The organism is Lutibacter sp. (genome assembly GCF_046055765.1).
In the GTDB taxonomy this organism is placed as follows: domain Bacteria; phylum Bacteroidota; class Bacteroidia; order Flavobacteriales; family Flavobacteriaceae; genus Lutibacter.
Genome location: NZ_JASFZF010000117.1, coordinates 1 through 21,573, shown reverse-complemented (window position 1 = coordinate 21,573; position 21,573 = coordinate 1). Strand labels below are relative to the sequence as shown.

Below are 21,573 nucleotides of genomic sequence, written 5' to 3'. Positions count from 1 at the left end.
CAGCATCAACAACTTATTATTGGAAAGTAGTTGTTAAAGATGGACAAGGTGGACAAACTATTGGGCAAATTTGGAACTTTATAACGGACTGATAAATATTTAACAAAATATAACTAAAAGGGTGGTAATTTACTTTGCTATCTTCTTTAACTATAGACCTTTCGTTTTAAATAATTTACTTGATATTAAAATGTTAAAATGTTAAAAGATACTTTTATATATATGAAGCCCAAAAAGTACTATATAAAATTTTTGCTATTATTTGTAGTAGCATTTAGTTCATTATATTTTTTTGTAAAATATAATGATGCTGGTTTAGAGGTAGTTAGGAATGAAAAAGCTAAAGAAAAAAGAGAACAATATGCTAAATATTTAGAGAATAGTCCATTTAAAAAAACATTAAAACTTACTAAAGAGCAGCGTAAATCTCAAGGATTACCGCCTAATAAATATTATGAGCGAGAATGGGAATTAACTATGAACCCAGCGACAGGGAAACCAGAACCATATAAAGTATTGTCACTTCAAAAAAGATTACATGACAAATCTTTAGCTTCAAGAGCACCTGGAGATGCAGTTGATAATGCTTGGGAAGAAAGAGGGCCTAATAATGTTGGAGGAAGAACTCGAGTTGTTTTATTTGATCCAAATGATGTTACTAATAAAAGAGTTTTTGCTGGTGGAGTAAGTGGTGGTTTATGGGTAAATGATGATATTACAAATTCTGGTTCAGTTTGGACACAAGTTTCAGGAGTACCAGGAAATATGAATATATCGTGTATTACTGTAGATCCAAACAATTCTAATACTTGGTATATGGGAACCGGCGAACAATATACGTTTGGAGCTGCAGTTGGGAATGGAGTTTACAAAACAACTGATGGAGGTGCAAACTGGGTAAATGTACCTGTGCAATTAGCTGGTGGTGGAACATCTGGGACTGATTTTGCCGGGATATTTTTTATTAATGATATTGTAGCTTGGGACAATGTAGGTTCTACAGAATTATTTATTGGTATAGGAACTCATGTGTATGGAGATGCAAACCCAACAAATTGGTTAGGTTTTCAAAACGCAGGTTTATATAAATCTAATGATGATGGAGTAAGTTGGAGTAGAATGGAAGCTTCAAATTTAGAATTAACACCAGGAAGTAGTTATTATACAATCCCTAACGATTTTGAAATTTCAGCAGATAATACATTATGGTTTGGTTCTATTAGAACTCCAGGGACTTCAGATGGTGGAGGTAAAGTATTTAGTTCTACGGATGGGGCTACTTGGACTCAAGTAACTACATTAACAACATCTGATAGGGTTGAAATAGCAGTTTCTTCAACAGACGCTAATAAAATATACGCTTTAACAGAAGGTGATGGTACAGATCCACACATTTTTGTAACAACAGATGCGTTTTCAAATACCACAGAGTTAACTACACCTGCTGATGCTGATACAGGTGTTCCAAATACCGATTTTACACGTGGTCAAGATTTTTATGATTTAGTAATTGAGGTTGATCCAACAAACGATGCTATTGTGTATGTTGGAGGTATTGATTTATTTAGATCGCAAGATAGTGGTTCAAATTGGTCTCAAATTTCTAAATGGTCTAATAATAATAATTTAGCGGCACTTACTTGCTCAATAGTTCATGCAGATCAACATGCTTTTACATTTAGATCTGGAGTTGGTGGTAATAATGAAGCTGTTATTGGTTGTGATGGAGGTATTTATTATGCTTCTAGTTTATCAACTGCTGAGACGAATGATGTTTTTGCCGTTATGAATACAGAATACAACGTAACGCAGTTTTATTACGGTGGTTATGGGCCTGATACTGCAAACGAATTAATTATAGCAGGAGCGCAAGACAATGGTTCTCATTTTATAAATGGTGCTTCTTCTGGAACCAACTCAAGTGTTGATGTATTTGGAGGAGATGGTGCGTATAGTACTATAGATAAAGATGGTGATTATATGATTGTTTCTTATGTGTATAATACACATTATTATTATGATTTACCTTATTCGGGTGGTGGATATTCTATAGATAATGGCTCAACTGAGGGTGATTTTATTAATCCTGCAGGATTAGATCATAATTTAAATATTATGTATTCTAATGGGTCTGCTGGAGCTACAAAACAAATAAATAGATACACTTTAGGTAGCGCTAGTGCAACAAAATTACAATTAACACATGCTTTATTAACAGGTTCCCCTACAGCATTTAAAGTATCACCATACACAACAACTAGTACAACTTTGCTTGTTGGTACAGATGATAGTAAATTATTAAAATTAACAACTGCAGAAGCAACGCCAACTTGGGCAGATATTTCAGGAGGATCATTTGTTGGTAGTGTCTCAGCAGTTGAATTTGGAGCAACTGAAAATGATATTTTTGTGACATTTCATAATTATGGTGTTACCAGTGTTTGGTACTCTGCTGATGGTGGAACTAATTGGATAAGTAAAGAAGGAGATTTACCTGATATGCCTGTAAAATGTATTTTACAAAATCCGTTAGCGTTAAATGAAGTAATTATTGGTACAGACTTAGGGATTTGGTCTACCAGTAATTTTGATAATGCTTCACCAACTTGGGTTAGTTCTCAAAATGGGATGATGGATGTTAAAGTAGTAGATTTGGATGTACGAACCTCAGATAATAGTATTTTAGCAACCACATTTGGAAGAGGTGTTTTTACTGGGCAATTTACAGGTACAGATTTTTCATTCACAGCTCAAAGTAGTACAGTATCAACTTGCACACCAAATGATGCAGTTTTTACATTTGACTTTACAGCAACACCATCCTATAATACAGCTACCACTTTTTCTACTACAGGAGAACCTGCAGGAGTTTCTATAACTTTTAGTCCAACATCATTAAATGCAACAGGAACATTTACAATGACTGTTGGAAACATTGGAGCAGTTGCAACAGGAGAATATACCATCACAGTAATTGGAACAGGAAATGATACGTATTCTACAGATGTAGTTTTAAAAGTAGTAGATTCAAACTTTGGAATTTTAACTGCAACAGCTCCAGTAAATGAAGCTACAGGAATTGCTATTTCTAGTCTTGTTTTTGACTGGAATGCAGATACAAATGCTACATCTTATGATATTGACATTGCTACAGATGCAGGCTTTAATACAATTATAGAAACAGCCAATGTAGTTACTAATTCATATACAAGTACTTTAAACTTAAATTATGGGACAATATATTATTGGAAGGTTAGAGCAATAAATAGTTGTGCAAATGGGGATTATTCTGCAACTCAAAAATTTCAAACAGCAATTACATGTAATACATTAACAAATAATACAAGTATGGCTATTCCTGATGGAATAGGAGCAAATACGGCTGGTGCAGCAGCAGAATCAATTATTACTGTAGCAGATGATATTACGGTTAGTGATATTAATGTTACTATTAATATAAGTCATACATATATTCAAGATTTAGTAATTTCAGTAATTGCCCCTGATGCAACAGAAATAGTATTATTTGATAGAGAGTGTAATGGTGAAAATGATATTTCTGCTACCTATGATGATGCAGCTGCAGCAACAATTACTTGTGATACCCCAGTAACGGGAACAAATATTCCAACAAATCTTTTGTCTGGTTTTAATGGAAAATCTTCTCTTGGAGACTGGACTTTAAAAGTACTAGATTATTATAATGTAGATACAGGAACCATTAATAGTTGGTCTATAGAAATTTGCCAAACCCAAACAATTACAAATTCAACCTTTACAAATAGTCCAATTACAGTAGGAGCTAATGGTTCATATACTTTGATACAGGCAGAAACAGAAGCAACCAGTGTGGGCTCTATCGCTAGTGAACAAGTTTATATGTTGGCTGTATTACCAACAGTTGGTGAAGTAAGGTTAAATAATGTTGCTTTAACTTTAGGTGAAACATTTACACAAGCAGATATTAATACTTCAAAAGTAACTTATGTAAATTCGAGTGGAGTTTCTACAGTTGATTCATTTAAAGTTGATATAACAAATGCAACTGGTGGATTTTTACCAAATCAACAAGTTAATATTACAATTGACGCAGCTTTAGCTATTGATAATTACTTTTTTGAGAAAACAGGAATTTCTGTATATCCAACTATTTCAAATGGTGATTTTTCTATTTCTTCTTCAAAAGGAATAGGAAAAACCAGTGTAGAAATGTATTCAATTACAGGTCAAAAAGTATTTATGCAAGAGTTAAATTTTAACAGTGGAAATGTAGAGCATATTAATGCTCAAAATTTAACTTCAGGAATTTACATATTAAAATTGAGTACAGATAACCTGCAAGGAAGCAAAAAACTTATTATTAAATAATTAAATTTCTTTGTTTAAGGTAGCAATTGTAAAATGAATTTTTTAATGTATTCTTTTGATAAATGAATACTCTCAAAAAGTTCATTTATTTTACCGTGTTCAATAAAATTGTCAGGAATTCCTAATTGTTTTATTGAATTATTTTTATAGTTATGGTTAGAAGCAAATTCTAAAATAGCACTTCCAAAACCACCTATAATTGCACCATCTTCAATCGTAATTATTGTATAGAATTTTTTAAAAATAGAGTGTAATAATTCTTCATCTAAAGGTTTTACAAATCGCATATTGTAATGAGCAGCTTTGTTTGAAGGCAATTCTTTTTGAAGTTCAATAATGGTATTTCCAATAGTTCCAATACTTAAAATAGCTATTTTATCTCCTTCTGAAATAACTTCACCTTTACCAATTTCAATAGTTGAAAAAGGTTGTTTCCAATCAAAAATAGTTCCCCGTCCTCTTGGGTAACGAATTGCTAAAGGAAAATCAATTCCTAATTGAGCTGTGTACATAATATTACGTAATTCAATTTCATTTAAAGGAGCAAAAATTACTAAATTAGGAATGCAACGTAAATAGGCTATGTCAAAAACTCCGTGATGCGTTGCGCCATCTTCACCTACAATTCCAGCTCTATCAATACAAAAAACTACAGGTAAATTTTGTAAAGCTACATCGTGAATTATTTGATCATAAGCACGTTGTAAAAAAGTAGAGTAAATTGCACAAAAAGGAATTAAACTTTGTGTTGCCATCCCAGCAGCTAATGTTACTGCGTGTTGTTCGGCAATACCAACATCAAAAGCCCTTTCGGGTAAATCATTTAACATTAATTTTAACGAACTTCCTGTTGGCATAGCAGGAGTTATTCCTACTATTTTATCATTTTTTTTAGCTAATTCAACAATAGTTTCTCCAAAAACGTCTTGAAATTTTGGAGGCTGATTCTCAATAGTATTTGCAATTCTCTCACCAGTAATTTTATCAAATTTACCAGGAGCGTGGTAGGTAACTTGATCTTCTTCTGCTTTTTGTAAACCTTTACCTTTAGTAGTAATTATATGTAAAAACTTTGGCCCTTCAACAGATTTTAATCGTTCTAATTCAGTAATAATTTTATTAATATTATGCCCGTCTATTGGACCAGAATAATTAAAGTTTAAAGCTTCAATAATATTATTTTTTCGAACTTTTTTTCCGGCTTTTACCTTGGTAAAATATTTTTTTAGAGCGCCAACACTTGGGTCAATTCCCATAGTATTGTCATTTAAAATTATCAACAAATTAGCATCTGTAACTCCTGCATGATTTAAGCCTTCAAAAGCCATTCCACTTGCAATTGAAGCATCACCAATTACGGCAATATGTTGTTTTTTAAAATCACCTTTTATTTTTGAAGCAATTGCCATTCCTAAAGCTGCTGAAATTGAAGTTGAAGAATGTCCTGTCCCAAAAGCATCGTAAACACTTTCTTTTCTGTTAGGAAATCCTGAAATACCGCCTAATTGTCTATTTGTATGAAAAATGGTTCTTCTTTCAGTTAAAATTTTATGTCCGTAAGCTTGATGTCCAACATCCCAAATTAATAAATCATTTGGTGTGTCAAAAACATAATGAATTGCAATAGTTAATTCAACTACACCTAAACTTGCACCTAAATGACCTTCTTTTGTAGCAACCACATCAATAATAAATTCGCGTAATTCTTTAGCAACTTTTGGAAGTTGATTTTTAGAAAGTTTACGTAAATCTTTCGGAGTATTAATATGTTGTAACAAGGTTGTTTTCATCTGTTCAAACTTTATTTTTTATAGGTAACAGATGGTGTTCGCTATTCATAATTTTTATAGGTATCAAAATTTGTAGTGCTCGGTTCATTCAACACAAAATTACAATATTTAAATTATTCCTAATATTAAAATAATTACTTTTGAAATATGATAAATCCTTTTGATGATACTTATTTTATGAAACGAGCTTTGCAAGAAGCACAACAAGCATTTAATAAAAATGAAGTACCGGTTGGAGCAGTGATCGTAATGAATAATCAAATTATAGCAAGAGCTCATAATTTAACAGAAACATTGAATGATGTAACTGCCCATGCTGAAATGCAAGCTTTTACTGCTGCAGCCGATTTTTTAGGTGGTAAATATTTAAAAGAATGCACGTTGTATGTAACTTTAGAGCCATGTCAAATGTGTGCAGGTGCAAGTTATTGGGCGCAATTAGGTAAAATTATATATGGAGCTTCGGAAGAAAAAAGAGGTTTTTTAAATTTAAAAACAACATTACACCCTAAAACTGAAGTTATTGGAGGGGTTTTAAAAGATGAATGTGGGCTACTTTTAAAAAAGTTTTTTATTGAAAAGAGAAATTTAAATTAATAATTTAAACGTTTATTTCCGTTCACTCTTACTTCTTTCTTCAAGGTTTTTTCTGAACTTATCAAAGGTAAAATCACTCATTTTTTTATTTTTATATCGGTGGTAAATAAATAAAGGCATAAAAACAAATGCAATTATTAATACACTTAAACCAACTATAATTTCACCATTAAGATCACCGTTAGATTTTATATAAAAACCATAGGTTAACATTCCTATTGCCAACACCAAAATAGTAATTAACACAAATTTCATAAATAGATTTTTGTAAATTAGCTGTAAAACTACAAAAAGTAATATATTTAAACCGTTTTTAAACTTATAATATGTCCAAATTTTCAGTAGTAATTTTAACTTTAACTTTTATTGGGTGTCAAACAAATGAAATAAAAATAGCGCAACCAAAAGCCGAAAAAATAGTGATTGCACATCGTGGCGCATCAGGTTATTTACCGGAACATACGTTACCTGCAAAAACGATGGCGTATGCCATGGGAGCAGATTTTTTAGAACAAGATATTGTACTGAGTAAAGATAATGTACCTATAGTAATACACGATATTCATTTAGAAACAGTTACGGATGTAGCAATACAATTTTCAAATAGAAAACGAGAAGACAATCGTTATTATGTCATTGATTTTACTTTTGAAGAGTTAAAACAGTTAAATGTTTCTGAACGATTTGATCCGTTAACAAATAAAGCAATTTATCCAAACAGATTTCCATTGGGCAAGTCTAGTTTTAAATTACATTCATTACAAGAAGAAATAGAATTAATTCAAGGTTTAAACAAAAGTACAGGAAAAAATATTGGAATTTACCCTGAAATTAAAGACCCTGTTTTTCATTTAAAAGAAGGAAAAGACATTTCAAAAATAGTGTTGAATATATTGACTAAATATGGTTATAAAAACAAAAAGGATCGTTGTATTTTACAATGTTTTGATGCAAATGAATTGAAACGAATTAGAACAGAACTTAAAAGTGAACTTTTTTTAGTACAATTAATGGAATTTAAAGAAGAAGAAACAAGATTAGAAGAATTTTCTAAATATGCAGATGGTATTGGGCCTTGGATTCAACAAATTATAATTGGGAAAAATAAGGATGGAACTTGGCAAATCTCTAATTTGGTTTCTAATGCACATCAACTTCATTTAAAAGTCCACGCATACACATTTAGAGCTGATCAATTAGGTGATTTTAGTTCTTTTGATGAATTGTTAAATGTAGCTTTATATGAAGCAAATATTGATGGTGTTTTTACCGATTTCCCTGATAAAGTTGTTAAATTTTTGAATAAGAATTAAGCAGTAACATCAATAAGTTTTCTTCGGTAGGCAGTTAATAATCGAGATTTTGACATGAACCCAAAATATTTACCTTCTTTTAAAACTACTAAATTCCATGCTCCTGTTCTTTTAAATTTATTTAGGATTTCTTCAGCAGAATCTTTTTCGTAGTAAATGATATCTGAACCATCGTGCATTAAAGACCTTACTTTAACTTTTTCATATAAATTTTTATCAAACATAATACTTCGTATATCATTAATAGTAAGTACCCCTAAAAATTCTTTATCATTATTTATCACAGGAAAATGATTACGGGAAGATTTTGCTACCGCATTTGTAACTACATCACCTAAACTCATTTCAGGATATAATAATATAAAATTAGTTTCAATTAACTTATCTAAATCTAATAACATTAAAACGTTTTTATCTTTATTATGGGTAATAAGTTCACCTTTTTTAGCCAATTCATGTGCATATATATTATGAGGTATAAATATTTTTGTTATTATAAAAGATATGGAAGCAACAATCATTAAAGGAATAAAAAGTTCATAACCTCCAGTAATTTCAGCAATTAAAAAAATTGCTGTTAACGGTGCCTGTAATACACCCGCCATTAAACCCGCCATTCCAACCATAGCAAAATTAGTAAGCGAAAGTTGATGTTGTAAAATATTACTATAATTAATAATCATAGCAAAAACAAACCCTGTAATACTTCCCGTAAATAAGGTTGGTGCAAAAACGCCACCAATACCACCAGCACTAAAAGTAAGTGACATTGCAACCACTTTAAAAATCACGAGTACTGCTAAAAGTACTATAATAGACCAAATACTTCCAATTCTAATATTAAAAATATTATTCATAATAATATTTCCAACATTCCCTTTTAAAATATTATTAATAGTTTCATATCCTTCACCAAACAATGGTGGAATTAAAAATACAATAACGCCAATAAGCAACCCCCCTATTAATAAGCGTTTATAGGGGTTTTTAAATTTTTTAAAATAATCACTTATAAAAAAATAAACTTTACTAAAGTAAATGGAAATTCCCGCAGTAAAAACACCTAATAAAACATAGAAAAGGACATCCTTTAATAAAAATTTTTCTTGTAATTGAAAGTGAAGTAACACATCATCTCCTAAAAAGAAATAAGAAGTTAATACTGCTGTTATAGAAGCAAGTAATAAAGGAATCATAGAAGCTAAAGTTAGTTCTAAGCTAAAAATTTCAACAGCAAAAACTATAGCAGCAATAGGAGCTTTAAAGATAGATGACATTGCTCCTGCAGCTGCAGCACCAATAAGTAAGGTTCTTGTAGTTTGGTTTAAATGAAAAAAACGAGCAAAATTAGAACCTAAAGCTGCACCTGTGGCAACTGTTGGCCCTTCCAATCCAACTGAACCACCAAAACCAACGGTTAATGGAGCTGTAATAATAGAAGCCCACATTTGATGGCTGGGCATAATTCCTTTTTGTTTTGAAATTGCATAAAGGGTAGAAGGAATACCGTGTCCTATTTTTTTCTTAACTACATATTTTATGAACAGAATTACAATTAATAGACCAATTATAGGAAATATAAAATAAAAGGCTTGATGTAGATCTTTTATAAATTTACCCTCAAGTAAATGCTGAATAAAGTGTGTGAAGTTTTTTAAAATTACAGCTCCAAGCCCTGCTAATAAACCAATAATTGTACTTGCAATATGTGTAAATTGCTTATTAGAGATATTCATATATCTCCATTTTAAAAATTTACGAAATAAAATTTTTGAACGAGTGGACATTTTTTTTAATAAAAATAAGTATGCAAAAGTATCAAAATAAAGGGATTAAGCTACTAATTTAGAGCTGTTTTTATAGTACTTTTCTTTAGTATTACATTTTGAATTATATTTTTTTGGCTGACACCAATCAAATTTGTAATTAAAAATAGTGGAAGAGGTTTCGCTCTCCCATTTATTAAATAATTAATCGAACGCCACCCAATTCTTCAATTTTATAAGGGAATTTATCGCTAGGCGATCCAATAAACATAAAGTTGATTGGAATATCCCATTTTTTAGAAAGTTCTCTAATTAGTTTAGGACTAAATTTACCTTGAACTGTTAAAAATTCAATAGCTATTTCAGGATATTCACGATCTAAAAAATCTATTTCTTGTGATAAATTTGGGGGCTCACTTTGTCCTTTTTCTAGAGCAAGAACAATTTTTATTTTTTTAGTATGTTCATTTTTTAAAATATAAAGCATCACTTTATTAAGTGTTGCTATTTTATCTCCTTTGGTAAAAAATACAAATTCCTGAGAATTTATTTTATTTATGATACTTAATATTTGCTTGTCAGTTTTCAATACTACATTACGTACCGGATCAAAAATTGTATGAATTAAGTTTAATAAAAAAGTTAATAAAACTGTTCTATTTAACATGATTATAATAAAAATAATTGTTGGTACAAAGTAATCTAAAAATATAGTTAAATTACTAGGTAAACCATCTTTTGGAATCATGGTTAAATTTCCTAATAAAGCTATTCCAACAGCCAGTATGGCAAATAAAACAGAAATCCATGATGCTTTTTCTGGACGAGGTAATTTACTTCTTTTTACTTTTAATAAAATATTACCTACTCCAAATAAAATCATTACAGATAAAAATGAAATGGTATAAACACCTGCTAATAACTTTACATTTCCGTTGGTAATTAACAATACTGAAACCGATAAAAAGAAAAACATTAAGATAATTCTATACGAACTTCCTTTTTTATTCTTTTTTAAGAAAAATTGAGGTAAAATTCTATCTAAAGTCATTCGTTCTAGTAAACCAGAAACACCAACAAAACTTGTAAGTACTGCCCCGCTTAATACTAAAAATGCATCAATAGAAATTAAGGTTGCAACCCATTCTCCTCCAACATGTTTCCCCATTTCAACTAACAATGTATTTTGATATTCGGCACTTTGTAATACAGGAATAGCAAATAAAGCCAATGCAAATACAGCCATCAAAGGATTAATAATACTTACAATAGACCACATATTTTTCAGTGTTTTAGGGAAAACACCTTTTTCTTGTTCTTCAACAAAATTAGCCGAACTTTCAAATCCTGAAACACCTAACATAGAAGCTGCAAAACCGAAAAATATTGCATTTGTAACACTTCCTTCTCCTCCGGAAAAATGCCAATTTTCTAAAAATAATTGAATACCATTAGAAGTTACCAAATAATAAATAATAAATCCACTTAAAATAAATAACGATGATAAATGGAATAAAAATATTCCAATAGCTACTTTTGCCGATTCTGTAATTCCACCAATAGCTAAAGCAGCAAAAACACCTAACAAAACAATGGTAGCAATAATTATTGGCATCATTGGAATTAAGTGATGTAAATAATGGATAGCTTCATTTGCTGAAATTACAGCAGTTGCCATATAAGATAACAAGGTTAAAGTAGCTGCAAAAGAAGCCATGCTTTTACTTGTTGTATTTAATAGTGCATTGTAAGCACCTCCATTTAAAGGTAAAGCACCAACAACTTCACCATAAATCTTTCTGAAAAGAAATAATACTACAGATACAATTAGTAAAGTAATCCAAGCATATTGTCCAGCAAAGGCAATTGCTAAAGCTGAAACATATAATACAGATGAGCTAATATCATTACCACAAATAGCTGTAGCAGCTAACTCATTTAATTTTTTATGAATTTTAACTCCCATACTATAAATTTAAGATTATAAATCTAATTTCAATTTTAATTCTTTTAATTGAGTTTTATCAATTTTAGAAGGAGCATCAATCATAATATCTCTACCGCTATTATTTTTAGGGAACGCTATAAAATCTCGAATAGTTTCTTGTCCTCCTAAAATAGCTACTAATCTATCCAATCCAAAAGCTAAACCACCGTGTGGAGGTGCACCATATTCAAAAGCATTCATTAAAAATCCAAATTGCTCTTTTGCTTCTTCAGGAGTAAATCCTAAATGATTAAACATTAAAGCTTGTGTTTCTTTATCATGAATTCTAATAGAACCACCACCAATTTCATTTCCATTTAAAACCATATCATACGCATTAGCCCTTACTTTTCCAGGGTTAGAATCTAACAATTTCATATCTTCTGGTTTAGGTGATGTAAACGGATGATGCATTGCATGATAACGATTGGTTTCTTCATTCCATTCTAATAGTGGAAAATCAACAACCCAAAGCGGTGCAAATTCTTTAGGATTTCTTAATCCTAAACGCTCTGCCATTTCCATACGTAAGGCACTTAATTGAGTTCTCACTTTATCTGATTTTCCAGACAAAATACAAATTAAATCTCCTTTATCAGCTCCTGTAATTTCGGCCCATTTTGCTAAATCTTCTTGGTCATAAAATTTATCAACTGAAGATTTAAAAGTACCATCTTCATTACATTTTACATACACCATTCCTGAAGCACCCACTTGAGGACGTTTTATCCATTCAATTAATTTATCTATTTCTTTTCTCGTATAAGTACTTCCATTAGGAACCGCAATACCAACCACTAATTCAGCATTGTTAAAAACACCAAATTCTTTGTGTTGTGCAACTTCATTTAGTTCGCTAAACTCCATTCCAAATCTAATATCGGGTTTATCGTTCCCGTATTTTTTCATCGCTTCGTCATAGGTCATTCTTGGAAATTTAGCAACGTTAACACCATTAATTTCTTTTAATAAATGACGTGTTAGTCCTTCAAATCTATTCAAAATATCTTCTTGCTCAACAAATGCCATTTCACAATCAATTTGAGTGAATTCTGGTTGTCTATCAGCACGTAAATCTTCATCTCTAAAGCATTTTACAATTTGAAAATACTTATCCATTCCACCAACCATTAGTAATTGCTTGAAAGTTTGAGGTGATTGAGGTAAGGCATAAAACTGACCTTCATTCATTCTGCTTGGCACTACAAAATCACGAGCACCCTCAGGAGTAGATTTAATTAAAACAGGCGTTTCAATTTCAATAAACCCTTTATCGGAAAGGTATTTACGAACTTCCATTGCTACTTTATGACGAAATATTAGATTGTTTTTTATGGGATTTCTTCTAATATCTAAATAACGATATTTCATTCTTAACTCATCACCACCATCAGTTACGTCTTCAATAGTAAAAGGAGGAGTAATAGATTCATTTAAAACAGTGAGTTCTTTCACTAATATTTCAATTGCACCTGTTTCAATATTTTTATTTTTAGATAAACGTTCTATAACCTCACCTTTTACTTGAATTACAAATTCACGACCTAAATTTTTGGCACTTTCAATCATTTCTTTTGACGTTCTATCTTCATCAAAAATTAATTGTGTAATCCCATAACGGTCACGCAAATCAATCCAAACCATAAAACCTTTATCGCGTGTTTTTTGCACCCATCCAGCCAAGGTAACTTGTTCACCAACATTTGCTAATCGTAATTCTCCGTTTGTATGTGTTCTAAACATTGTTTAATTTTTAAAAAGAAAGTGCAAATTTAATGAAATAGTAGTTAGATAAATAGAATTAAAAGTATTTTTTAAAATTCCCAATAAAACTTTAAATTTGAAGAAATGATTTATCACATCTTTTAAAGTAACTGTACAATGCCTCATTATAAATACCTGTATTGGATATCAACAATAAGTCTGTTTAGTTTGTTAATTATTACTGGTTTTTTTTATATGGTCTATTATGAAAAATTAGTAGTATACTTTGTAAACTATGGCTATCCTATATATTTGATTTATCCATTGGCTATAGCAAAAATTATGGGAGCTTTAGTTATTTTATTTTATAAAAAGTCCTTACTGAAGGAGCTTGCTTATGCTGGGTTTTTCTTCAATTTTATATTGGCATTTTTTGCACATGTTATGATTGCTGAAGTTGATCCTTTTCCTACTATTTTTATGATATTATTGGTAATTTCTTATGTTATAGGAAAAAAAATTGGTCGTTGAGTTTAATGATTTAATAGTTTTATTTAAAAAAGATGACTTCAAGAAGGCTCGCTTATTTATCTAAAATCTTTGTATTTTAGCAAAATGAAATCAATTAATATTTCCGAAAAATTCAAATTGTTTAATGAACATTGGACTCCAAAAAAAATTGGAGAACTAAACGGACAACAATTACTACTTGCTAAGCTAAAAGGTGAATTTATTTGGCATACACATGAAAATGAAGACGAACTTTTTTACATTATGAAAGGGAGTTTAATTATTGAATTTAGAGATAAAACAGTTGAGTTAAACGAAGGAGAATTATTTATTATCCCAAAAGGAGTTGAGCACAAACCAATTGCAAAAGAAGAAGTTCACGTACTGTTATTTGAACCTTTAGCCATTAAACATACTGGTAATGTCATCAGTAATTTAACTGTTGAAACATTCGAAAATATATAATATGGCAAAACTTTACTTGGTGCCAACACCTATTGGAAATTTAGAAGATATTACGCTTAGAGCAATAAGAGTTTTAAAAGAAGTAGATTTAATTTTGGCTGAAGACACACGTACAAGTGGTAAATTACTGAAACATTTTGAAATTGCTACACACATGCATAGTCACCATATGCATAATGAGCATAAAACAGTTGCTAACATTGTTCAACGCATACAAAGTGGAGAATCTATAGCATTAATTTCGGATGCTGGTACACCTGCAATTTCCGATCCTGGTTTTCTGTTAACGCGTGCTTGCATAGAAAATAATATTGAAATTGAATGTTTACCTGGCGCAACAGCTTTTGTTCCGGCATTAGTTAATAGTGGTTTACCCAATGATAAATTTGTGTTTGAAGGTTTTTTACCTGTAAAAAAAGGACGTCAAACGCGTTTGATTTTTTTAGCTGAAGAAACTAGAACGATGATTTTTTACGAATCTCCTCATAAATTATTAAAAACATTGACTCATTTTTCTGAGTATTTTGGAGAAAATCGTCTAATTTCAGTTTCTAGAGAATTGACAAAATTATATGAAGAAACAATTAGAGGAACAGTATCTGAACTTATAGAGTATTTCACAACAAAATCACCTAAAGGTGAATTTGTTATTATTGTTTCGGGTAAAAAATAATGTATGAATAGTTTAATTACTCAAATTGAAGACTTACAAAAAATTTCACAAGAACTAAATCCTTCTGTTAAAGAAAGAGAACATATAAATATTCAAATTCAAGAGTTTGTGAATAATTTTCTAAAAAACATTGAAAATTATCCTGCTTATGTTGAAGGGAATCCGAATATTGAAAAATTATCAATTCAAAAGAATAAGAAAGATTTAAAAGAATTATTGTCTAATTTTAATTCAGAAGTTGTGTTAAAAGGTATTAAGCCAGCTTCAGGAAAACATTTAGGATATATTCCAGGTGGTGGAATTTATACCGCTGCTATTGGTGATTTTTTAGCAAGTGTTACCAATGAATATGCAGGAATGTATTATGCTTCACCAGGTGCGGTAACTATAGAAAATGAGTTACTAAATTGGATGAAATCTATTTTTGGTTTTCCAAAAACAGCCATTGGAAATTTAACTTCTGGTGGTTCAATAGCCAATTTAATTGCGTTAACGGCAGCCAGAGATAAACACAAAATTAAAAACGAAAAAATAACCAAAAGTGTTTTGTATTTAAGTCCGCAAGCACATCATTGTATTCGCAAAGCACTTCGAATTATTGGACTAGAAGATATTAAAATTAGCACCTTAGAATTAGATGAATTTTCTAAAATTAATACTGTTAAATTAGAAAAAAAAGTTCAAAATGATATACAAAAAGGATTAAATCCTTTTATGGTAATTGCTACCGCAGGAACTACTGATACTGGTGCAATTGATCCGTTGGCAGTAATTGGAAAAATTGCAAAGGAAAATAATTTATGGTATCATATTGATGGTGCGTATGGTGGTTTTTTTATTTTATCAGAAAATAGAAAACATCTTTTTAAAGGAATTGAATTGGCAGATTCGCTAGTTATAGACCCGCATAAAGGATTATTTTTACCCTACGGAATTGGAGCCGTTTTAATAAAAGATAAAGAAGCTGTTTTTCATTCACATCATTACACGGCTGATTATATGCAAGATGCAATATCAGCAGATTTGCAAATTAATCCTTCGGATGTTTCTCCTGAATTAACAAAACATTTTAGAGGATTAAGAATGTGGTTGCCATTACAAATTCACGGATTAGAACCTTTTAAAGCAAGTTTTGATGAAAAAATATTGCTTACAGCATATTTTAGAAATAAATTAACCGAAATAGGTTTTAAATTAGGCCCTCAACCAGATTTAACTGTGAGTTATTTTTGGTATCCTTCAAAAGAAATTGATGAGAATGTTTTTAATGAAAAACTAATTGAGTTTATTCATAAAAATGGTGATGTTTTTTTAAGCACCACTAAAATAAAAGGAAAGTTTGTAATTCGAATGGCAATACTTTCTATTAGAACTAAAAAAGTAACTATTGATACGGCTATTGAAATGATTCTAAAATGTTTAATACAGACTAAAGAAGTATTTTCGATTTCTTAAGAAGACTGTTTGAAAATTTATTAAATTCCATCATTCTGAATAATGTCACACTGAGCTTGTCGAAGTGTTATTTTAGAATTTCAGCATAATGATTTTCATTGGTTATGAGAACCTGAAACAAGTTTAGGTTGACGACAATTTTATTTTCAAACAAGTCTCTCTTTCAATTTAAGAATAACTTTTTTAATAACTCATTTCTATAATTTTTTCAACAATTTTTGGAGTTACTTTTCCACGTTCACCAATGCCTTTCCAACCGCGTTCTTCAAATCGTTTTGAAATTAGTTGAGCTGTTCCTTTATAATCTGTTGTGTATTCAGAAAGTTTTGTTTTAATACCTAAAGATTGAAAAAATGCAGTTGTTTTTGCAATTCCGGCTTTGGCTTTTTTATCTAAAGTTCCTTCAGAAATATTCCAAACACGCTCGGCATATTGTGCTAATTTTTCTTTTTTATCTTCAAAATTCAATGTGTAATGACTTTTAGTAATAATTGCTAGAGTTCTTGCATGGTCTATTCCATATAAAGCAGTTAACTCATGACCAATCATATGGATAGCCCAATCGGATGGTACGCCTTGTTGAATTAATCCATTCAATGCCATAGTACAACTCCACATAAAATTAGAAGCCGCTTCATAATCTGAAGTATCGTTCATTATTTTTGGAGCAACTTCTATTAAAGTTTGTAAAATACTTTCAGCTAAACGATCTTGAAGAAAAGCACCAACAGAATATGTCATATATTGTTCTAAAACGTGCGTAAAGGCATCAGCTAAACCATTTGCAATTTGACGTTGAGGTATTGATTTTATGACTTCAGGATCTAATATTGAAAACATTGGGAATAATCCCGGTCCACCCATGGCAAATTTTTCTTGGGTTTCTTTTCTAGTAATGACAGCTCCAGAATTCATTTCAGAACCCGTAGCGGGTAATGTTAGTACCGTTCCAAATGGCATTCCTTTTAAAATTCTAATGTTTTTTGATAAAATATCCCAAGGAGTTTTACCTTCAAATAAAGTAGCAGCCGATAAAAATTTAGTTCCATCAATTACAGAACCTCCACCAACAGCTAATAAAAATGTAATATCTTCTTCTTTAATTATTTTTAAAGCATCCATTAAAATGGTATATTCTGGGTTTGCAGGAATTCCCCCAAACTCAATAACTTCAAAATTTAAGAGTGCTTTTGTTACTTGTTCATAAATCCCATTTTTTTTAATGCTCCCACCTCCATACAACAATAATATTTTTGCATTTGCAGGAATTTCATGAACAATATTTTCTATTTGATTTTTACCAAATAATATTTTAGTTGGATTTTTATATTGAAAATTATTCATACTACTATTTTTTTATTTTTTATTGATGAATTACTCAATTACGGTTACTAAATCTTTGGTTGATTTTCTTACTTTTTTAAGATTAACTAACCAATCGCTTTCTACATTTCTATAACCTACAGGAAGCATTACACAACTTCTTAATCCTTTTTCTCTTAACCCTAAAATTTTATCAACTTCGGCAGGCTCAAACCCTTCAATGGGCGTAGTATCAACATTTTCATAGGCAGCGGCAATAATAGCAGCACTAAAAGCAATATAAGCTTGTTTAGCTGCATGGTTAAAGTTTTCTTCAGCATCTTTTTGAGGGTATATACCCAATAACATTTTACGGTAATTTTCCCAGCCTTCATTTTTAAATCCACGAACTTCATTTACAAGATCAAACATTTTGTTAATTCTATTTTCAGTATAGGTATCCCAAGCAGCAAACACTAATAAATGAGAGCACTCTGTAATTACTGATTGATTCCAAGAAACAGGTCTTATTTCTTCTTTAATAGCTTGATTTTTTATTACAATTATTTCAAAAGGTTGTAATCCACTTGAAGTTGGAGCTAAACGTGCTGCCTCAATAATGTTGTCAATTTTTTCTTGAGATACTTTTTCTCCGTTCATTGCTTTTGCAGCGTATCTCCAATTTAATTTATCTAATAATTCCATAATATTTTGATTCTTTTAGTTATAATTTTTTAAAATTTCTTTTATCTGATGTTATTATTTGTACTGCTGTTGCTGTTGAATTCGCTAAACTTATCATGGATAGTGCAATATCATTAGCTTTTGTAATACTGTATTTTTTTAGTTTTTCAAAGAATAAAGGTTGAAATAATTTAAAAAGAATCAAGCCTATTTTTTCTCCAATTCTAGTTTCTTTTCGGTTGCCACTAATAATTGAAGGTTGTAAAATATAGGTATTTGTTATGTTTTGTTGTAACACTTCGAACTCCATTTCACCTTTAGTTTTATTGTAAAAAATAGCACTTTTTACATTTGCTCCCAATGCTGAAACTACTAAAAAAGTAGTTATTTTGTTTTCTTTTGCTAGCGTTGCTGCAGCAACAGGAATTCCATAATCAATTTTTTTTCGTGAAAATAATTTGATGGTATTATAACGCTCGTCTTTCAATAACTTATTTAAAAGTATTGAACCTGTTAAGCCTGATGCTCCTAATATAATTGCAGTTTTTCCCATCGTTTATATTTTTATACCATCCCAAGCAACTTGAAAAGCTTCAATCAATTTATTAGTAGTTAACTCGCAACTATTTTTATATTGTTTTTTTGTTAAAAATGCTAACGGGTAAATGGTAAAAGCATACAAAAGATAAGGTGAAATAGGTTTTATAATACCTTCTTGTATTCCTCTTTCCCATAAATCAAGAAGTGGTTGTAAATGCTTTAAGCCTTCGAGTTTAATTTCTTCATCAATAATTGGGGTATTATCACATTGTGATAAAAAATTTGACTCTTTCTCGTGGTTTAATTTAAAATTAGCAATGTTATACCAAACTTTTTTAAAACTTTCTTTAACACATTGTTCTTCACTATAATTTTTAAAAGCAAAAGAGCTAAATGTGCTTTTCATTTCTAAATACAACTGATTGATTAAATCTTGTTTGTTTTCAAAATAAATATAAATAGTTGCTGGAGACATTTCAGCCATTTCAGCAATTTTAGACATCGGTGCATGATGAAAACCTTGGTTATTTACCAAGTGAAGTGTTGCTTTTAATAAAGCAACACGCTTTTTATCACATTTTTGTCTAATTGCCATAGATTCGTTATTTCGGTGCAAATATATATAAATATATTTACAAAATGAACATTCATTCTTTTTGTAAATATAAAATGATGTTAAAACTTAAAATGTAGTACTTTTGAGTTTTCTAAAATTATGACAAAATCACATAAGCAACAAGGTTCACTTCATCCTAATAATATACATCAACAAGATTATAATTTTGAAGATTTATGTGAAGTTTACCCTAAGTTAATACAATTTGTATTTGTTAACAAATACGGAACGGAAACAATAGATTTTTCAAACCCTGAAGCTGTAAAAGCAATAAATACAGCATTATTATTTAAGTATTATAATATTACTTTTTGGGATTTCCCTGATGATAATTTATGTCCGCCAATTCCAGGTAGAGTAGATTATATTCATCATTTAGCAGGTGTGTTAAAATCCTCTGAAATAACAGAACCAATTTCAATTTTAGATATAGGAACTGGTGCAAATTGTATTTATCCATTATTGGGAAATGCAGAATATAGTTGGCGATTTGTAGGAACAGATATTGATAAAAAATCGTTAGATAGAGCAACAAAGATTATTAAAAAGAACAACTTAACGGATTTCATAAAACTTAAACAACAAAAAGATTCAACACATATTTTCACAGGTATTTTAAATGAAACAGATAAATTTTCAGCTACAATATGTAATCCTCCTTTTTACAAATCTCAGGAAGATGCCATGCAAGCAAACGCACGGAAATTAGAGGGTTTAGGAGGTGGAAATGATTCTAAAACAAGAAATTTTAGTGGAAAACAACAAGAATTATGGTACAAAGGAGGGGAAAAAGCATTTATTCATACGTATTTGTATGAAAGTTCTCATTATAAAACTCAGTGTTTTTGGTACAGTACACTGGTTTCTAAAAAAGAAAATGTTCAGGGAATGTATGATTCCCTACAAAAATTAGGAGCAACGGAAATTAGAACAATACCGATGCATCAAGGCAATAAAGTGACACGCGTGGTTGCATGGACTTTTTTAAGTAAAGAGGAACAAAAAGATTGGAATAATTAATATAATAATCTCATCAATTATTACATCGTCATGCTAAACTTATTTCAGCATCGGTTAGGTTTAGTACGTGATTTTAAGGAACTGTCCTTTTGATTTTACACTTAGCTAAATTTTTAATTTTTTCTTTAATTAATAGACAAGTAAAGTTGAATATTTTGCAGACTTTGTTCAAGGCACTTCACTTTAGGTTAACTACCAAAACACATATTAACTATAGCCATTGTTGGTATTTCGTTTTATTCTTTTAACATCCATTTTAAAGCCTTTTCTTTTGTTGATCTAAATATTGTATTATGCTTTTCTTTTGGCTCGTTTGAATATTTCCATTTTAATTTACTTGGTGTTTTATTTTCTATTTTTTTTACTAATTCATTGGTGTATTGTGAAATATCTTCGGCACTTGAACCAGCAAACCAAAGTTTTATATCTTTATCAGGAAATTTGCCTAGAAGGTCATTTGCATTTCTCACCAAATAATGGTCATTCCACCATATTGAAGGGTCGAATGCTATGTAAAAATTAAAGGATTCAGGATATTGCATAAATGTCTCCATTACAAAAAGCCCTGCTAATGATTCTCCAATAATTCCTTTTTTATTTTTAATTCTATATCTTTTGCTTACTTCATTAAATAACTCTTCTGTAATAAATGCTCGGAAATTTTTTGCTCCGTCTGTTTGTGGGCAAAATTGAGCATCATAATCCGATTCAGAATAACCTGTTAAATCTCTTCCTCTTTCAGTATTTTCAATTCCAACCAAGATAATTGGAGGAATACTTTTT

The 21,573-nt window shown here is 30.3% G+C and carries 18 protein-coding genes; 8 read left to right on the top strand and 10 right to left on the bottom strand.

All coding sequences use genetic code 11. The annotated features are described in order from the left end of the window. The first annotated feature begins 198 nt into the window (after positions 1-198). A complete protein-coding gene (locus QM495_RS11385; RefSeq protein ID WP_408672235.1) occupies positions 199-4,368 on the top strand; it encodes a proprotein convertase P-domain-containing protein in 4,170 nt (1,389 codons plus the stop codon). A 14-nt stretch (positions 4,369-4,382) separates the two neighbouring features. Here the strand turns inward: QM495_RS11385 and dxs are convergent, their stop codons facing one another. After that, on the bottom strand, positions 4,383-6,158 hold the full coding sequence (gene dxs, locus QM495_RS11380) for a 1-deoxy-D-xylulose-5-phosphate synthase (protein WP_408672234.1): 1,776 nt from the start codon (positions 6,156-6,158) through the stop codon (positions 4,383-4,385). Positions 6,159-6,305: 147 nt separating this feature from the next. Here dxs and QM495_RS11375 point away from each other — a divergent pair, with 147 nt between their 5' ends. After that, positions 6,306-6,755: a nucleoside deaminase gene (locus QM495_RS11375; protein WP_408672233.1), complete on the top strand. Its 450-nt coding sequence runs from the start codon at positions 6,306-6,308 to the stop codon at positions 6,753-6,755. A 12-nt stretch (positions 6,756-6,767) separates the two neighbouring features. Here QM495_RS11375 and QM495_RS11370 read toward each other — a convergent pair whose 3' ends face one another. Beyond that, entirely contained in the window at positions 6,768-7,010 is a 243-nt protein-coding gene (locus QM495_RS11370) for a hypothetical protein (protein WP_408672232.1), read from the bottom strand. Between the two features lie 71 nt (positions 7,011-7,081). On the opposite strand from QM495_RS11370, the gene glpQ reads away from it, so the two are divergent. Next, positions 7,082-8,068 carry a glycerophosphodiester phosphodiesterase gene (gene glpQ, locus QM495_RS11365; protein WP_408672231.1) on the top strand — a complete coding sequence of 329 codons (987 nt, stop codon included), beginning with the start codon at positions 7,082-7,084 and terminating at the stop codon, positions 8,066-8,068. Here glpQ and QM495_RS11360 read toward each other — a convergent pair. The 3 genes from QM495_RS11360 to aspS all read right to left on the bottom strand — a co-directional run bounded on the left by QM495_RS11360 (position 8,065) and on the right by aspS (position 13,564). Beyond that, positions 8,065-9,804: a chloride channel protein gene (locus tag QM495_RS11360; protein WP_408672230.1), complete on the bottom strand. Its 1,740-nt coding sequence runs from the start codon at positions 9,802-9,804 to the stop codon at positions 8,065-8,067. The genes glpQ and QM495_RS11360 overlap by 4 nt on opposite strands. Positions 9,805-10,030: 226 nt before the next feature. Continuing rightward, a complete protein-coding gene (locus QM495_RS11355; protein WP_408672229.1) occupies positions 10,031-11,800 on the bottom strand; it encodes an APC family permease in 1,770 nt (589 codons plus the stop codon). Positions 11,801-11,815: 15 nt separating this feature from the next. Next, positions 11,816-13,564 (bottom strand): aspartate--tRNA ligase, encoded by a 1,749-nt coding sequence (aspS, locus tag QM495_RS11350; RefSeq protein WP_408672228.1) that lies wholly within the window; start codon positions 13,562-13,564, stop codon positions 11,816-11,818. 138 nt (positions 13,565-13,702) lie between these two features. On the opposite strand from aspS, the gene QM495_RS11345 reads away from it, so the two are divergent. The 4 genes from QM495_RS11345 to QM495_RS11330 all read left to right on the top strand — a co-directional run bounded on the left by QM495_RS11345 (position 13,703) and on the right by QM495_RS11330 (position 16,628). Continuing rightward, positions 13,703-14,056: a DoxX family protein gene (locus QM495_RS11345; RefSeq protein WP_408672227.1), complete on the top strand. Its 354-nt coding sequence runs from the start codon at positions 13,703-13,705 to the stop codon at positions 14,054-14,056. An 84-nt stretch (positions 14,057-14,140) separates the two neighbouring features. Continuing rightward, positions 14,141-14,500, top strand: a complete 360-nt coding sequence (locus QM495_RS11340; RefSeq protein WP_408672226.1) for a cupin domain-containing protein — start codon at positions 14,141-14,143, stop codon at positions 14,498-14,500. Position 14,501: 1 nt separating this feature from the next. Continuing rightward, positions 14,502-15,173 carry a 16S rRNA (cytidine(1402)-2'-O)-methyltransferase gene (gene rsmI, locus QM495_RS11335; RefSeq protein WP_408672225.1) on the top strand — a complete coding sequence of 224 codons (672 nt, stop codon included), beginning with the start codon at positions 14,502-14,504 and terminating at the stop codon, positions 15,171-15,173. Between the two features lie 3 nt (positions 15,174-15,176). Next, positions 15,177-16,628 (top strand): pyridoxal phosphate-dependent decarboxylase family protein, encoded by a 1,452-nt coding sequence (locus tag QM495_RS11330; RefSeq protein ID WP_408672224.1) that lies wholly within the window; start codon positions 15,177-15,179, stop codon positions 16,626-16,628. A 183-nt stretch (positions 16,629-16,811) separates the two neighbouring features. Here QM495_RS11330 and QM495_RS11325 read toward each other — a convergent pair whose 3' ends face one another. From QM495_RS11325 to QM495_RS11310, 4 genes are read right to left on the bottom strand one after another with little or no spacing between them, the layout of a single operon-like run. Then, complete coding sequence (locus QM495_RS11325) at positions 16,812-17,972, bottom strand: iron-containing alcohol dehydrogenase (RefSeq protein ID WP_408672223.1); 1,161 nt, start codon at positions 17,970-17,972, stop codon at positions 16,812-16,814. A gap of 30 nt (positions 17,973-18,002) precedes the next feature. Next, the gene (locus QM495_RS11320) at positions 18,003-18,635 is read right to left on the bottom strand and encodes a nitroreductase family protein (RefSeq protein ID WP_408672222.1); all 633 of its coding nucleotides are present in this window, start codon (positions 18,633-18,635) and stop codon (positions 18,003-18,005) included. 19 nt (positions 18,636-18,654) lie between these two features. Next, positions 18,655-19,167, bottom strand: coding sequence for a nucleoside-diphosphate sugar epimerase (locus QM495_RS11315; protein ID WP_408672221.1), 513 nt, complete (start codon positions 19,165-19,167; stop codon positions 18,655-18,657). A gap of 3 nt (positions 19,168-19,170) precedes the next feature. Beyond that, entirely contained in the window at positions 19,171-19,749 is a 579-nt protein-coding gene (locus QM495_RS11310) for a TetR/AcrR family transcriptional regulator (RefSeq protein ID WP_408672220.1), read from the bottom strand. A 120-nt stretch (positions 19,750-19,869) separates the two neighbouring features. On the opposite strand from QM495_RS11310, the gene rlmF reads away from it, so the two are divergent. Further along, on the top strand, positions 19,870-20,790 hold the full coding sequence (gene rlmF, locus QM495_RS11305) for a 23S rRNA (adenine(1618)-N(6))-methyltransferase RlmF (protein WP_408672219.1): 921 nt from the start codon (positions 19,870-19,872) through the stop codon (positions 20,788-20,790). Between the two features lie 236 nt (positions 20,791-21,026). Here rlmF and QM495_RS11300 read toward each other — a convergent pair. Next, a partial coding sequence (locus QM495_RS11300) for an alpha/beta hydrolase (RefSeq protein WP_408672218.1) occupies positions 21,027-21,573 on the bottom strand: 547 nt, incomplete at its 5' end.

Excerpts from the sequence above, each read along its gene's own strand:
- QM495_RS11315 (WP_408672221.1), bottom strand. The coding sequence starts at position 19,167 with ATGGGAAAAACTGCAATTATATTAGGAGCATCAGGCTTAACAGGTTCA.
- aspS (WP_408672228.1), bottom strand. The coding sequence starts at position 13,564 with ATGTTTAGAACACATACAAACGGAGAATTACGATTAGCAAATGTTGGT.
- rlmF (WP_408672219.1), top strand. The coding sequence starts at position 19,870 with ATGACAAAATCACATAAGCAACAAGGTTCACTTCATCCTAATAATATA.
- glpQ (WP_408672231.1), top strand. The coding sequence starts at position 7,082 with ATGTCCAAATTTTCAGTAGTAATTTTAACTTTAACTTTTATTGGGTGT.
- QM495_RS11325 (WP_408672223.1), bottom strand. The coding sequence starts at position 17,972 with ATGAATAATTTTCAATATAAAAATCCAACTAAAATATTATTTGGTAAA.
- QM495_RS11370 (WP_408672232.1), bottom strand. The coding sequence starts at position 7,010 with ATGAAATTTGTGTTAATTACTATTTTGGTGTTGGCAATAGGAATGTTA.
- QM495_RS11320 (WP_408672222.1), bottom strand. The coding sequence starts at position 18,635 with ATGGAATTATTAGATAAATTAAATTGGAGATACGCTGCAAAAGCAATG.
- QM495_RS11310 (WP_408672220.1), bottom strand. The coding sequence starts at position 19,749 with ATGGCAATTAGACAAAAATGTGATAAAAAGCGTGTTGCTTTATTAAAA.
- rsmI (WP_408672225.1), top strand. The coding sequence starts at position 14,502 with ATGGCAAAACTTTACTTGGTGCCAACACCTATTGGAAATTTAGAAGAT.
- QM495_RS11360 (WP_408672230.1), bottom strand. The coding sequence starts at position 9,804 with ATGAATATCTCTAATAAGCAATTTACACATATTGCAAGTACAATTATT.
- QM495_RS11375 (WP_408672233.1), top strand. The coding sequence starts at position 6,306 with ATGATAAATCCTTTTGATGATACTTATTTTATGAAACGAGCTTTGCAA.
- QM495_RS11345 (WP_408672227.1), top strand. The coding sequence starts at position 13,703 with ATGCCTCATTATAAATACCTGTATTGGATATCAACAATAAGTCTGTTT.
- QM495_RS11330 (WP_408672224.1), top strand. The coding sequence starts at position 15,177 with ATGAATAGTTTAATTACTCAAATTGAAGACTTACAAAAAATTTCACAA.
- QM495_RS11355 (WP_408672229.1), bottom strand. The coding sequence starts at position 11,800 with ATGGGAGTTAAAATTCATAAAAAATTAAATGAGTTAGCTGCTACAGCT.
- dxs (WP_408672234.1), bottom strand. The coding sequence starts at position 6,158 with ATGAAAACAACCTTGTTACAACATATTAATACTCCGAAAGATTTACGT.
- QM495_RS11340 (WP_408672226.1), top strand. The coding sequence starts at position 14,141 with ATGAAATCAATTAATATTTCCGAAAAATTCAAATTGTTTAATGAACAT.
- QM495_RS11385 (WP_408672235.1), top strand. The coding sequence starts at position 199 with ATGTTAAAAGATACTTTTATATATATGAAGCCCAAAAAGTACTATATA.